This is a genomic window from Streptomyces sp. yr375 (genome assembly GCF_900110755.1).
GTDB lineage: Bacteria > Actinomycetota > Actinomycetes > Streptomycetales > Streptomycetaceae > Streptomyces.
Genome location: NZ_FOFF01000054.1, coordinates 1 through 13,346 on the forward strand (window position 1 = coordinate 1; position 13,346 = coordinate 13,346).

The following is a 13,346-nucleotide window of genomic DNA, read 5'->3' on the forward strand; positions in this document are numbered from 1 at the left end:
TGGAAGGAGCGGACGAGGACTTCGTAGAACACGGCGCGTTTGAACCACTCCGGGTCGCGGTCCTTGGCGGGGGTGTCCTCGAAGGTGTCCGGAACAGGTGAGTTGACGGTCATGGCGGTCGGGAGCCTCCGATCGGAGGTGCGGGTCACCGGACGTGGAACACGTGGGCAGGCGTCCGGCCGGGCTCCAGGCGCACGTAGTTCGCGCTGCCCCAGGCGTATGTCTCGCCCGTCAGTTCGTCGTGCACGGTCAGGGACGCGCCGTGGTCCAGGCCGAGTTGCGGCATGTCCAACGACACCGTCGCCTCCTGGGTGTGGTGGGGGTCGAGGTTGACGACCACCACCACCGTGTTCGACCCCGCGCGCTTGCTGTACGCGATGACGGAGGGGTTGTCCGTGCCGTGGAAACGGAGGTTCCGCAGCCAGTGCAGGGCCGGGTTCGCCCGCCGGATCTCGTTGAGCTTCGTGATCAGCGGGGCGATCGTGCGGCCGTCCCGCTCGGCCGCCGCCCAGTCACGGGCTTTGAGCTGGTACTTCTCCGAGTCGAGGTACTCCTCGCCGCCTTCCTTCTGCGGGGTGTTCTCGCAGAGTTCGTAGCCGCTGTAGATGCCCCAGGCGGGGGAGAGGGTGGCGGCGAGCACGGCGCGGACCTCGAAGGCGGGACGGCCGCCGTGCTGGAGGTAGGCGTGCAGGATGTCCGGCGTGTTGGGGAAGAGGTTGGGCCGCATGTACGAGGCGGACTCGCCCGACAGTTCGGTGAGGTAGTCGGTCAGCTCTTCCTTGGTGGTGCGCCAGGTGAAGTAGGTGTACGACTGCTGGAAGCCGACCTGGGCGAGGGTGTGCATCATCGCGGGGCGGGTGAACGCCTCGGCCAGGAAGATCACGTCGGGGTCGGTGCGGTTGATCTCCCCGATGACCCGCTCCCAGAACACCACGGGCTTGGTGTGCGGGTTGTCGACGCGGAAGATCCGCACCCCGTGCGCCATCCAGTGCCGCAGGACGCGCTGGGTCTCGGAGACCAGCCCCTTCATGTCGGCGTCGAAGGCGACGGGAAAGATGTCCTGGTACTTCTTCGGCGGGTTCTCCGCGTACGCGATCGTCCCGTCGGGCCGGTGCTGGAACCACTCGGAGTGCTTGTGCACCCAGGGGTGGTCGGGCGAGCACTGGAGGGCGAAGTCGAGAGCGACCTCCAGCCCGTGCTCCCGCGCCTCCTGCACGAACCAGGCGAAGTCCTCGATCGTGCCGAGGTCGGGGTGGACGGCGTCGTGACCGCCCTCCGGTGAGCCGATCGCCCACGGCACGCCCACGTCGTTTGGCCCTGCGTTCAACGTGTTGTTGCGGCCCTTGCGGAACGTCGTACCGATGGGGTGGATCGGCGGGAGGTAGACGACGTCGAAGCCCATCGCGGCGATGGCGGGCAGTCTGCGCGCGGCGGTGCGGAAGGTGCCGTGCGGACGCTCCGGGGTGCCCTCCGAGCGCGGGAAGAACTCGTACCACGCGCCGTACAGGGCGCGTTGCCGCTCGACCAGCAGGGGCATCGGTTCGGCGGCGGTGACCAGTTCGCGCAGCGGATGGCGGGCGAGGACGGCTTCGACCTCCGGGGTCAGCGCCGCCGCGTAGCGCTCGGCCACCGGGAGGGCGTCGTCGAGCAGCCGCTTCGACGCGTCCCGCAGCAGGGTGCGCTCCGGGCCGCGCGGGGCGCGGGCCGCCGCCCGTTCGAAGAGCCGGCCGCCCTCCTCCAGGACCAGACCCGTGTCGATGCCCGCCGGGATCTTGATCTCCGCGTGCCGCCGCCAGGTGGCGACCGGGTCGCTCCAGGCCTCCACCGTGTAGGTCCAGCGGCCCATGGCCTCCAACGTCACCTCGGCGCCCCAGCGGTCGCTGCCCGGGGCGAGTTCGCGCATCGGTGTCCACGGGCCGCGGCCGCCGTCCGGGCTCTTGAGGACCACGTTGGCGCCGATGGCGTCGTGGCCCTCGCGAAACACCGTCGCGGAGATCCGCACCGTCTCCCCGGTCACGGCTTTCGCCGGCCGCCTGCCGCACTCCACGCGCGGTTCGACGTCCCGTACCGGAATACGGCCGATCGCCCTGGTGGACTTCACCTCTGCACCTCCGTTTGCTGAAACTGGCTTCGCCCGCCCGGTGTTGGGCGGCCTGACTGCCGCACCGCGCCGTAGCGCTACATCTCCGCCGGAAGCAGGGGGAGGGACCGCGTCACGGACAACCGTGCGACGCCCGTACGCCGGATCGGCCCCCTGCGCTCGCGTTGACGGGGGTCCCCGGCGGCCCGCAGATACTGTTCGGCGGCGTCCGCGGCCTCGCGCGCGCAGCGCTTGCCCAGCAGCACGCACAGGGTGTACCCGCAGTCCTCGAACGCGGCCCGCACCGTGCGGTCGCCCGGGCGCGCGAGCATCGCCCGCTCCCAGGACCGGTAACTGCCCAGGGCTTTGGCGACTTCGGTCTTCGCTGGTTGCAGCATCGCGCTGGTCACCTTCCGGGAGTCCAAGAGGTACGCCGCTCGGCGAAACGAGCGGGCCGGCCCTTTCCGCAGAGGCGCGAATGCGTCCAACCTCCCGTGGCCTTCACTTATGGTGCACGGCGCATCACCCAACGTCCTGTTGGATCTTGGTTGTGGTGTGCTCGTGTTGCACGAATGGCGTAGCAGCCGCACTGTGGTTGTGACTCAGAAGCGATTACCGCTCACGCTTCGTATCGGGGAACTCGGTCCGTCGGGCCGAGGATGAGCGCAGCCTCGCCGGTGAGGAGCCAACGACGATGAAGACAGCAGTCCCCTGCTACTACCACCTCGACGTGGACGTCAGTCCGGATCGCGTCGGACAGGTCAGGCGCATCCTGGCCGCTCATCTGAACCACTGGGACCTCGACCCGCTCGTCGAGCCCGTCTGCCGGGGCGTCGAGATGCTGCTGAAGGCCATCGACGAACACGCGACGGACAAGCACACGTCGATCGAGATGTGGTGGAACGGCCAGCATCTGATCACCGCGATCGGCGGCGACGACCGCGATCTGCGCCCCGACCACGACCTGCGCGCCTGCCTGGAGCGCATCGCCGTGATGAGCGACGGCTGGGGCTGCTGCACCACCGCCACCGGCAGCAAGGTCGTCTGGTTCTCCCAGCGGGCCCGCGCCGGCGAGCGCGTCCCCCGCGTGCACCTCGGGCCGGCGCCCACCCTGCGCGAAGGGTGCCAGGTGCCCCGCGCCCTGCCGGCGGCTGCCCTGGCCGCCCCGGCGGGCGAGGAGCGCGGCGTCCTGGCGGCCACCCGGTGACCTTACGGCCGAACCGGCCGTACCGCGGTGCAGGGGTGTCCGCCTGGAGCGGGCACCCCTGGCCGTCCGCTTCGACTTCAGCACAGCGAAGTCCCCTGGACGAACTGGCGGTTGACCGACGAACAGCGCGGCCTCGCCGACTTCTGCCGGCGCCTGCGGTGGTTCAGCGTTCGTCGTGCGAGGTCACCGTGAACTGGGCGCCGTCCTGATCCCGTAGCACCGCCTCGTGGGCGGACTCCACCAGTACGCTGCCGCCGTGCTTCTCGGCCGCCCGTGCGCAGGCCGCCACGTCCGCGACGGCGAAGTGGACCTGCCAGTGCGGACGGATCGTGGGATCCGGCGCCGCCTCCAGCGCGCCCGACTCGATCCGGGCCACCACGTCGCCCCGGCTGCGCAGCACGACCTCGCCGCCCTCGTAGCGGACCTCGACGCCGCCGGGCCGGTCCGTGGCCCACTCCAGGAGTTCGCCGTAGAAGATGGCGGAGTCGAAGGCGTCGCGCGTGTGCAGCTTGATGAAGGCGGGCGCCGCCTGCCGCCAGGCCTCCCAGTTGCCGATCAGCTCCCCCTCCCAGATGCCGAACGTCGCGCCGTCCCGGTCGGCCAGCAGCGCCGCCCGGCCCGGCGGCAGCGAGATCGGCCCGACGGCCACCGTCCCGCCCCGCTCCCGGGCCCGCGACGCCGCCTCGTCCGCGTCGGCCACCGCGAAGTACGGCGTCCACGCCACCGCCATCTGCCACATCGAGGCCACGGCGGCCACCCCCGCGACCGGCACGTTCCCGACCAGCGCCGTACGGAAGTGCTCGCCGAGCACCCCGCGCCGCCACTCCCAGCCGAGCACGGCCCCGTAGAACTCCTGCGTCGCCTCCAGGTCGCGGCTGGTCAGGCTCACCCAGCAGGGCGCGCCGAACACGGAGTCCGTGGACAGGGAGTGCGCGGACAGGGACCTTCTCGCACGGGCGGATGACGGGTGGTGGTTCATGGCACTCGCGTTCCTGCTCTCTCGGCCGACGGGCGGGGCCTTTCCCCAGTGTCCGGCCGTAACCGCCCCGAGCGCCTGCCGAGTGACCCGGTGGCACGATGGAGAGATGGCACGAGTACCGCGCGGGCCCGATGCCGAAACGGCTCGGATCTTCGCACTCGAAGCGGAGAACGCCCAGCTCAAAGAGGCGATCGCCGCCCACGCGGTGGTGGACCAGGCGATCGGCGTGGTCGTCGCGCTCGGGCGGATGTCGCCCGACGAGGGCTGGGTCGTGCTGCGCGAGGCCTCCCAGCACACGAACATCAGACTGCGCAGCGTGGCCGACCTGATCCTCGTCTGGGGACGCACCGGAGACCTGCCCGACGAGATCCGCGCGGAACTCGAGGACCTCCTCGACCGGCACGGCCCGCTCCAGATCCCCGGCGCACCCCCGCTGGAGTGAACGCCGACCGCCGACCGCCGTCAGGCCTCGGCGGCGATCTCCTCGCGCAGCCGCGCGAAGCAGCCGCTGAGCAGCCGCGAGACGTGCATCTGCGAGATGCCCAACTGCTCCGCGATCCGGCTCTGTGTCATGCCCGCGAAGAACCGCAGGTACAGGATGGTCCGCTCGCGCTCCGGCAACGCCCGCAGACAGGGCGCCACGGCCACCCGGTCGACGACGGTGTCGTAGCCGGGATCGGTGTCCCCGAGGGCGTCCTCCAGCGCGTAGCCGTCCGTGCCGGGCAGCTCGGCCTCCAGCGACAGCGCCGAGAAGCACTCCAGAGCCTCCGCGCCGGCGCGCACCTCGTCCTCGCTGAGCTGCGCGTACGCGGCGATCTCGGCGACGGTCGGGGGCCGGTCCGCAGGCGTCTGCGACAGCTCCTTCGCCGCGTGCCGCACCCGGTTGCGCAGATCCTGCACCCGGCGCGGCACGTGCAGCGTCCACATGTGGTCGCGGAAGTGGCGCTTGATCTCACCCGTGATCGTCGGCACCGCGTACGCCTCGAAGGCCCGGCCGCGCTCCGGATCGTAGTGGTCGACGGCCTTGACCAGCCCCAGCGCCGCCACCTGGTACAGATCCTCGAGGGCCTCGCCGCGCCCCCGGAAGCGGACCGCGATCCGCTCGGCCATCGGCAGCCAGAGCCGGACCAGCTCGTCCTTGAGCGCCTGGCGCTGCGGCCCGTCGGGCAGCGCGGCGAACCGTACGAAGGTCTCGGCGGTGTCCGGGGCGTCGTCATGGGGGTGCTGCTGGGTGCGGACGGTGCTGTGCATCACGCGCGCCTCCCTCGGGAGGGTGCCGATGAATGGGCGGACACCGTGGGAGGCGCTCACTGGGACGGTTCGCACAACACCCGGGGCCGGCCGCGCGGCGGGTCCCACGGACGTGCCTCCGGTCCGAAGCACTGCCGTGCAGATGCCCCCGGCCGGCCACCCCGAAACGAATTTGCCCCCGTTTATTACCTCTTGTCCCGCGTCGCGCCGTCCCATGTCCCATGGTGCGCTGTCCCTTGTCGCGCTTGACTTTCCCTTGGGGTGGATATCTCTGATGCAGAGGTAATCTCGGAGGTGTGGACGAAGAGACGTTCCCGGAAGAGCTCGCCGACGCGCTCGTCGGCGTCCAGCGGCTGCTGAGGCGGCGGCTGCGGGCCGGTCTGACCGTGCCGCGGCTGCGCGGCGCCGAGGTCGAGCTGCTGCGCCTCGTCGGGGGGCGGCCCGGCATCGGTGTGTCGGACGCGGCCAAGGAGCTGTGCCTCGCGGGCAACTCCGTCTCGACCCTCGTCAACAAGCTCGTCAAGGACGGCTATCTGGTGCGGGAGACCGACCCCGCCGACCGGCGCGCCGCGCGCCTGCTGCTCACCGACGCGGCCGAGGCACGGCTGCGGGCATGGCAGGAGCGGCGCGCCGCGCTCGTCGCCCGGCAGGTCGCCCGCCTCGACGCCGCCGACCGCCAGGCCCTGCACGCGGCGCTGCCCGCCCTGCGCGCGCTCGCCGTCACCCTGCACGAGGAGGCCGAGGAGTCATGACGACCGACACCGCCACCTATGCCGACACCGGCACGGCCGAGGCCACGGCCGCCGTCGCCTGCACCGGGCTCGGCTACGCCTTCGGCGACACCCGGGCCGTCGACGGGCTCGACCTGACCGTCAAGGAGGGCGAGGTCTTCGGCCTGCTCGGGCCCAACGGGGCCGGCAAGACCACCGCCCTGCGCTGCATCACCACCCTGCTGCCGGTCCCGTCCGGCATGGTCCGCGTCTTCGGCCACGACACCGCCGGCGACCGGATGGCCGTACGCCGGCTGCTCGGCTACGTCCCGCAGCAACTGTCCGCCGACGCCGGTCTGACCGGCCGGGAGAACGTGTCCCTGTTCGCTCGCGTCTTCGACGTGCCCCGGCGCGAGCGCGCCGCGCGCGTCGGCCAGGCGCTGGCCGCCGTCGGCCTCACGGACGCCGCCGACCGGCTCGCCGGCACCTACTCCGGCGGCATGGTCCGCCGCCTCGAACTCGCCCAGGCCCTGGTCAGCGCGCCCCGGCTGCTGATCCTCGACGAGCCGACGATCGGCCTCGACCCGATCGCCCGAACGGGTGTCTGGGAGCACATCACCGCCGTCCGCGAGGCCACCGGCATGACGGTCCTGGTGACCACCCACTCCATGGACGAGGCCGACCAGTACTGCCACCGGGTGGGCCTGATGCACCGCGGCCGGATCCGCGCCCTCGGCACCCCCGACGAACTCCGGCAGGGGCTCGGGGAGCGCCGACGTGCCGAGGGCGCGCCGGCCACGGATCCGGTGCCGAGCCTGGAGGACGTCTTCCGGGAGGTCGCCGGCAGCGGCCTCGACGAGCAGGCAGGAGATTTCCGCGATGTCCGAAGCACCCGCCGCACCGCTCAGCGCGTCGGCTGATCCCGCCGACCCCACTGACCCTGCTGACTCCGCCCGCGCGCAGGGCATCGACCTCCTGCTGCGGCCACCCCGCCCCCGCGAGGGCTGGCGGCTGCTGCCCGCCCGGATCGGCGCCCTGTGCGCCGTCGAACTGCAGAAACTGCGCCACGACCGCACCGAGCTGTACACCCGGGCCGTCCAGCCCGCCCTGTGGCTGCTGATCTTCGGCCAGACCTTCACCCGCATCAAGGCGATCCCGACCGGCGGCATCCCCTACGTCGACTACCTGGCGCCCGGCATCATCGCCCAGTCCGCGATGTTCATCGCCATCTTCTACGGCATCCAGATCATCTGGGAGCGCGACGCCGGCGTCCTCAACAAGCTGCTCGTCACGCCCACTCCGCGCTCCGCGCTCATCACCGGCAAGGCGTTCGCGGCCGGGGTGAAGTCGGTGGTCCAGGCGGTCGTGGTGGTCGTCATCGCCGCCCTGCTCGGCGTCGCCCTGACCTGGAACCCGCTCCGACTGCTCGGCGTCGCCGCGATCGTCGTCCTCGGCTCGGCCTTCTTCTCCTGCCTGTCGATGACCATCGCCGGCATCGTCCTCAGCCGCGACCGCCTCATGGGCATCGGCCAGGCGATCACCATGCCGCTGTTCTTCGGCTCCAACGCCCTCTACCCCGTCGCCATCATGCCGGGCTGGCTCCAGGCCGTCAGCAAGGGCAACCCGCTGAGCTACGAGGTGGACGCCCTGCGCGGGCTGCTCCTCGGTACGCCCGCGCACCTCGCCCTCGACTTCGGGGTGCTGGTCGTGGCCGCCGGGCTCGGCATCACCGCGGCGTCCTCGCTGCTGGGCCGGCTGGCCCGCTGATCTTGCCCCGGGACGTGATGTGCGGCACGCCCCGGCAAGCCCTTTCTGCGGCCGAGGGCGGATCGTCCCTGCGCACGGCTTGATCAGCGATCAAAAGGGGTGAAGTCCCTGGCCACAGCGCATTCCGCGCATTTGACAGTGCGATCGGCACACGGATAGGAAGCACCCCGGTAGACGTCGAGAGGTGGACTGTGTACGAGCCGAACGTGGTCGGGGACTGGCACGAGTACGACGAGCATGCCGGTCTGCGGGTCCGCGTCCACCGCCTGGAACCGAGCGAGCCGCCGCGGGGGCGCGACGACGCGGCCGAGGGGCTGACGTACTTCTGCCTCCGGGTCACCGTCGAGAACCGCGGCACCCTCCAGCCCACGATCCACCTCGAGGACGGCCAGATCGACGTACGGCTCGGGCCCGACGGCGAGAGCGCGTTCATCGACTGGCGCAACTCGCAGTTCATCGAGGGCTTCGACGTCCACCCGCTGCGCCGGGTCACCGCCGTGCTCTACGCGGCGGGCGCAGAGGCCGCGCTGAGCCAGGTGGACGTCCAGATCCAATTGCGGGTCGACGACGACTGGGCCGACCGCCGGCTGTGGACCGGCGGCATCGGGCTGCACGAGGGCTCCGGCGTCGCCCAGCCCGGCACGGTACGCGACAGCCTGGCCCGGCAGGTCAGCAACTTCCTGCGGGACCAGGCCGAAGAGGGCACCGCCTGACCGGCGCCGCCCCAGCCGCCCGGCTACGGCGTCGTCAGTGCGGGATGCCGTCGATGATCTCGCGCGCGCCCTGACGCAGCAGCGCCACCGCCACGGACGTGCCGAGGGTCGCCGGGTCGAGGCGGCCCGCCCACTCGTGGGCGTTCAGCCGCACCTTGCCGTCCGGGGTGAACACGCAGGCCCGCAGGGACAGTTCACCGCTGCGGTCCACCTGCGCGTACCCGGCGATGGGGCTGTTGCAGTGCCCCTGGAGGACATGCAGGAACATGCGCTCCGCCGTGGCCTCCCGGTGGGTGGCCGGATCGCCGAGGCCGCTGACCGCGTCGATCAGGTCGCTGTCGCCCTCCCGGCACTGCAGGGCGAGGATGCCCGCGCCGATCGGCGGCATCATCGTCTCCGGCGACAACACCTCGCTGATCACGTCGGGCCGGCCGATGCGCTCCAGACCGGAGACCGCGAGCAGCAGCGCGTTCGCCTCGCCCGCCGCCAGCTTCTCCAGCCGCCGGTTGGCGTTGCCGCGGAACGGCACGCACTCCAGATGGGGATGGGTGGCGGCGAGCTGGGCGACCCGGCGCACCGAGGAGGTGCCGATGCGGGTACCGGAGGGCAGCTCGTCGAGCGTCAGGCCGCCGGGGTGGACCAGCGCGTCGCGGATGTCGTCCCGCTTCAGGAACGCGGCGAACACCGTGCCCGCGGGCAGCGGCCGGTCGGCCGGCACGTCCTTGACGCAGTGCACCGCGAGATCCGCCGCACCGGCCAGCAGCGCCGCGTCGACCTCCTTGGTGAACGCGCCCTTCCCCTCGACCTGGGACAGGTCGCCCAGCCACTTGTCGCCGGTCGTCTTCACGGGGACGACCTCGGTGCGCACCCCGGGATACAGGGCGGCCAACTCCGCGCGCACGCGCTCCACTTGGGCCAGAGCCATGGGCGAGTCGCGGGAGACGATACGGATCAGTTCCGGAACGGACATGCGGAAAACGATAAACCCTCACACCCCCTGCGCCGCGCCGTTCGCCGCCGTCCACGGCCGAGGAGGGACCGGCCGTGGACGGCGGCCCGGGCTCACGCGGCGGGGTCGAAGGCGATCCCGGACGGCTTGGCCGACGTGAGGTGGCTGGTGAAGTTGGCGTCCTTCAGGCCGAAGTTGGCGCTGCCGAAGTCGTACGCGCTGAGCTTGTCGCGCAGCCCCGCCGGGTAGCCGTTCCAGCCGACCAGCGGCGGGAACTGCCAGGTGCCCTTGGCGTTCTCCGGCGGCTCGTCGTTGGGGTTGCCGAGCCGGAAGCAGTGCGTGGCGATGCCGTCCTTGTGGTAGACGATCTTCGCGTGCGTGCCGTCGAAGCGGACGCCGGAGGCCGCGGTCACGGTGAACGAGCCGTGGTTGGACGTCGAGACGTACTGCACCGAGCCGTTCTGCACCCAGATCACGACGTGCTCCCAGTCATGGCGGTGCCCGCCGATGCCGCTGCCGGCCACCGCCTGGTCCTTCTCGAAGTACAGGCCGTACATGTACGCGCACCAGCCGTTGTTGCACTTGTAGCGCGAGTAGGTGTTCGTGTTGTCCAGGTCGGAGGCGTCGTGGCACTCGCCGCTGAGCGAACCGGAGGGCTTCAGACCGCCGTTGATCGTGCCGTCGGGGCCGATGGCGGGGGTCGGATAGCAGCCGTCCGTGTCGTAGTCGAACGCGGGCTGGTACGTCAGCTCCGCGGCCTCGGCGTTGGACGGCAGCGCCGCCGGCGGGGCGGCGAAGGCGACCGACGGGACGGCGACGACGAGCGCGGCGGCCCCGGCGAGTCCGGTCAGCCACCTCCTGCGGTGGGCCTTGAACTTCGGTGACGACACTGCGTCCTCCTCGGGGTCGCGGGCGCAGCCGAACGGCTGTGTGGGGAAGGGGAGTTGAACAAAAGCTTAACCAGGGAGCGGAAAAGCAGTTCAGCTTCCCCGGTTTTCCCATCCGCGCCAAGGGGTCGCAGGCGTATCAGTGGTGAAGCGCAGCCCAATATTCGGCGGCTGAAGGGAGGTCAGGGCGAAATGTCCGGGAAATCGGCCGCCGACTCCTCGGGCGTCAGGTCCGGCCGCAGCCGCAGCCAGGACGGCTGACGCAGCAGCCCCGCCCGGGTGCGGGTGCTGTAGCGGACCTCGCCGACCAGTCGGGGCACGACCCAGTGCGCGCCCGCCGACTTCGGCACGGAGTCGAAGGGGCACACGTCGGTCGCGGCGGCCCGCAGCAGCGCCGCGAGTTCGGTCCGCTCGGCCTCGCTCCAGCCGGTGCCCACCCCGCCGACGTAGCGCAGGCCGGTCGCGGACCGCTGTCCGACGAGCACCGCGCCGGGCAGCCCGGCCAGCCGCCCCCTGCCGGGCAGCCAGCCGCCGACCAGGACGTCCGCGACCCGCATGTTGCGGATCTTGATCCAGGCGCGGGAGCGCACGCCCGGCTCGTACGGCGAGTCCAGCCGTTTGCAGACCAGCCCCTCCAGGCCATGGGCGCGGGTCGCCTCCAGGGCTTCGCGCCCGTGTCCGACCAGCGCCCCGGGCGTCGACCAGCACGGCCCGTCCAGCGCCAGCTCCGTCAGCCGGGACCTGCGCCGCAGGTAGGGGAGCGGGAGCAGGGAGCGCCCGGCGAGGTGCAGCACGTCGAACAGCACCAGGTGAACGGGCGCCGTCGCCGCCAGCCGCGCGGCCCGGCCCGGCGCCTGGACCAGCCCCATCCGGGACTGCAGCAACTGGAAGTCGGACCGGCCCTGTTCGTCCAGGGCGAGGATCTCGCCGTCCAGCACCGCCGGTGTGCCGCCGAGCGCCTCGCCCAGTGGCCGCAGTTCGGGGTAGGCGGCGGTGATGTCCTCGCCCGAGCGGGCGCGCAGGACGATGCCGCCGTCCCCGGCGAGGTACACGACGGCCCGCTGTCCGTCCTGCTTGGTCTCGTAGGCCCAGCGGGCGTCCTGGGTGGCGGGCGGCAGCGTGCCCGGGGTGGCGAGCATGGGGGCGATCAGCGGGAGGGTCACGCAGGAGTTGTGGACCCGGCCGCTCCCGCGCACGCGGCGGACGTGCCGGTTTCGCCTGAACGGCGCTGTGCGGTAGGGATGCCATAAATTACTTGCGTTACGCAACAAGATGGTAAAGTGCGGCACATGTCCACCGAACCGCTCCCCGAGCCCCCCGCCGCCTCTCAGGAAGTGATCGAGATCGAGCGCGCCCTCACGCGCATCACCTATCTGAGCACCCGCGCCCGCCGCCACGACCGGCTGATGGCGCTGGCCGGCGTCCCCCTCGACCGGGCCGCCGTCGCCCTGCTGCGGCAGGTCGCCGAGTCCGAGCCGCTGCGGCCGGGGGAGCTGGCCCAGCGCCTGGGCGTCGAGGCCTCCCATGTGACGCGCACCGTGCAGCAGCTCGACAAGTCCGGGTACGTCACCCGGGTCCCCGACCCGCAGGACGGCCGGGCCCAGCGGATCGAGCTGACCGACACCGGCCGCGCGGCCGTCGAGCGGGTGCGGGACGCGGGCGCGCGGGGAATGCAACTGGCGCTGTCCGACTGGTCCCCGGACGAGCTGAACCGGCTCGCCACCCTCTTCCACCGCATGGTCGACGACTTCCTCGCCCACTCCGCCGACGAGGAGCCCGAGCAACCCCCGACGCCTACCGGCACGTGACCCCCGGACGCTAGCCCACCCCGCCTCACAGGCCCCGCCTACCCTCCAGTAATGTCGGGCGCCTGATCTTCAGAGGAGGAACCGTGTCCCGGTCCGATCGTTCACCCCTGTTGCTGGCGGGCCTGCTGGCCACCGCCGGGATCGCGCATCTCGCCAAGCCGCAATCGTTCGACGCGACCATCCCGAGCGCCCTGCCCGGCTCGCCCAGGACCTGGACGTACGCCAGCGGCGTCGCCGAACTGGCACTGGCCGCCGCGGTGGCGCTGCCGCGGACCCGCAAGCCGGCCGCGCTGGCCACGGCCGCGTTCTTCGTCGGCGTCTTCCCCGCCAACGTCAAGATGGCGTGGGACGCCCGCCACGGCTCCACCCGGGTCAGGGCCATCACCGTCGGCCGCCTTCCCCTGCAGATACCCCTCGTGATGTGGGCCCGCGGCGTCGCCGCCGGCGCCGAGGCCGCGCAGACCGTGAAGGGGCAGGCATGACCAAGGCGCTGGAGACCGGCGACCTCGTGGAGGACTTCGCCCTGCCCGACGAGACCGGCACCGTGCGCAGCCTCACGGAGCTGCTCGCCGCCGGACCCGTGGTCCTCTTCTTCTACCCCGCCGCCCTCACCCCGGGCTGCACCGCCGAGGCCTGCCACTTCCGTGACCTGGCCGCCGAGTTCGCCGCCGTCGGCGCACAGCCCGTCGGCGTCAGCGGGGACTCCGTCGACCGCCAGCAGGAGTTCGCCGGCAAGCACACGCTCGACATGCCGCTGCTGTCCGACCCCGACGGCGCGGTGCGCGAACGGTTCGGCGTCAAGCGCGGCTTCTCCCTGGCCCCCACCAAGCGCGTCACCTACGTCATCGGCCAGGACCGCACCGTCCTGGAGGTCGTCCGCAGCGAGCTGCGCATGAACACCCACGCCGACCGCGCCCTCGACGCGCTGCGCGCCCACCGCGCCTGAAACCCCGGCGGGCCGTTCACCCACGGACGGCCCGCCGCGGTTGATGCGC

At 72.0% G+C, this 13,346-nt stretch carries 16 protein-coding genes; 9 read left to right on the forward strand and 7 right to left on the reverse strand.

Translation table 11 applies throughout. The features are described 5' to 3' along the window. Positions 1-145: 145 nt before the first annotated feature. Positions 146-2,101, reverse strand: coding sequence for an alpha-1,4-glucan--maltose-1-phosphate maltosyltransferase (locus BMZ82_RS33830; protein ID WP_093781230.1), 1,956 nt, complete (start codon positions 2,099-2,101; stop codon positions 146-148). A 77-nt stretch (positions 2,102-2,178) separates the two neighbouring features. Beyond that, complete coding sequence (locus tag BMZ82_RS33835) at positions 2,179-2,478, reverse strand: DUF5133 domain-containing protein (RefSeq protein WP_093781231.1); 300 nt, start codon at positions 2,476-2,478, stop codon at positions 2,179-2,181. A 296-nt stretch (positions 2,479-2,774) separates the two neighbouring features. Here BMZ82_RS33835 and BMZ82_RS33840 point away from each other — a divergent pair, with 296 nt between their 5' ends. Continuing rightward, positions 2,775-3,287, forward strand: coding sequence for a pep a2 (locus BMZ82_RS33840; RefSeq protein ID WP_093781232.1), 513 nt, complete (start codon positions 2,775-2,777; stop codon positions 3,285-3,287). Between the two features lie 163 nt (positions 3,288-3,450). Here BMZ82_RS33840 and BMZ82_RS33845 read toward each other — a convergent pair whose 3' ends face one another. Next, entirely contained in the window at positions 3,451-4,266 is an 816-nt protein-coding gene (locus tag BMZ82_RS33845; protein WP_093781233.1) for a VOC family protein, read from the reverse strand. Between the two features lie 106 nt (positions 4,267-4,372). Between BMZ82_RS33845 and BMZ82_RS33850 the strand changes: the two genes are divergently transcribed. Next, positions 4,373-4,708 carry an ANTAR domain-containing protein gene (locus BMZ82_RS33850; RefSeq protein ID WP_093781234.1) on the forward strand — a complete coding sequence of 112 codons (336 nt, stop codon included), beginning with the start codon at positions 4,373-4,375 and terminating at the stop codon, positions 4,706-4,708. Between the two features lie 20 nt (positions 4,709-4,728). Here the strand turns inward: BMZ82_RS33850 and BMZ82_RS33855 are convergent, their stop codons facing one another. Continuing rightward, positions 4,729-5,517, reverse strand: a complete 789-nt coding sequence (locus BMZ82_RS33855) for a SigB/SigF/SigG family RNA polymerase sigma factor (RefSeq protein ID WP_093781235.1) — start codon at positions 5,515-5,517, stop codon at positions 4,729-4,731. Positions 5,518-5,813: 296 nt separating this feature from the next. Between BMZ82_RS33855 and BMZ82_RS33860 the strand changes: the two genes are divergently transcribed. The 4 genes from BMZ82_RS33860 (at position 5,814) to BMZ82_RS33875 (ending at position 8,707) form a co-directional block, all read left to right on the forward strand. Then, positions 5,814-6,269: a MarR family winged helix-turn-helix transcriptional regulator gene (locus BMZ82_RS33860; protein WP_093781236.1), complete on the forward strand. Its 456-nt coding sequence runs from the start codon at positions 5,814-5,816 to the stop codon at positions 6,267-6,269. Then, positions 6,266-7,147 carry an ABC transporter ATP-binding protein gene (locus BMZ82_RS33865; RefSeq protein WP_093781237.1) on the forward strand — a complete coding sequence of 294 codons (882 nt, stop codon included), beginning with the start codon at positions 6,266-6,268 and terminating at the stop codon, positions 7,145-7,147. Before BMZ82_RS33860 ends, BMZ82_RS33865 begins: the two co-directional genes overlap by 4 nt. Beyond that, positions 7,107-7,994: an ABC transporter permease gene (locus BMZ82_RS33870; protein ID WP_093781238.1), complete on the forward strand. Its 888-nt coding sequence runs from the start codon at positions 7,107-7,109 to the stop codon at positions 7,992-7,994. The genes BMZ82_RS33865 and BMZ82_RS33870 overlap by 41 nt, the downstream gene beginning before the upstream one ends. Positions 7,995-8,185: 191 nt before the next feature. Next, complete coding sequence (locus BMZ82_RS33875) at positions 8,186-8,707, forward strand: hypothetical protein (protein WP_093781239.1); 522 nt, start codon at positions 8,186-8,188, stop codon at positions 8,705-8,707. A gap of 34 nt (positions 8,708-8,741) precedes the next feature. On the opposite strand, the gene hemC is transcribed toward BMZ82_RS33875, so the two are convergent. The 3 genes from hemC to ligD form a co-directional block, all read right to left on the reverse strand. Next, entirely contained in the window at positions 8,742-9,677 is a 936-nt protein-coding gene (hemC, locus tag BMZ82_RS33880; RefSeq protein WP_093781240.1) for a hydroxymethylbilane synthase, read from the reverse strand. 92 nt (positions 9,678-9,769) lie between these two features. Next, positions 9,770-10,546: an NPP1 family protein gene (locus tag BMZ82_RS33885; protein WP_093781241.1), complete on the reverse strand. Its 777-nt coding sequence runs from the start codon at positions 10,544-10,546 to the stop codon at positions 9,770-9,772. Positions 10,547-10,725: 179 nt separating this feature from the next. After that, positions 10,726-11,706, reverse strand: coding sequence for a non-homologous end-joining DNA ligase (gene ligD / locus BMZ82_RS33890; RefSeq protein WP_093781242.1), 981 nt, complete (start codon positions 11,704-11,706; stop codon positions 10,726-10,728). 126 nt (positions 11,707-11,832) lie between these two features. Here ligD and BMZ82_RS33895 point away from each other — a divergent pair, with 126 nt between their 5' ends. The 3 genes from BMZ82_RS33895 (at position 11,833) to BMZ82_RS33905 (ending at position 13,297) form a co-directional block, all read left to right on the forward strand. Continuing rightward, complete coding sequence (locus BMZ82_RS33895) at positions 11,833-12,351, forward strand: MarR family winged helix-turn-helix transcriptional regulator (RefSeq protein WP_093781243.1); 519 nt, start codon at positions 11,833-11,835, stop codon at positions 12,349-12,351. Between the two features lie 83 nt (positions 12,352-12,434). After that, on the forward strand, positions 12,435-12,833 hold the full coding sequence (locus BMZ82_RS33900; protein WP_093781244.1) for a DoxX family protein: 399 nt from the start codon (positions 12,435-12,437) through the stop codon (positions 12,831-12,833). Next, a complete protein-coding gene (locus tag BMZ82_RS33905) occupies positions 12,830-13,297 on the forward strand; it encodes a peroxiredoxin (protein WP_093781245.1) in 468 nt (155 codons plus the stop codon). The genes BMZ82_RS33900 and BMZ82_RS33905 overlap by 4 nt, the downstream gene beginning before the upstream one ends. Positions 13,298-13,346 lie beyond the last annotated feature (49 nt).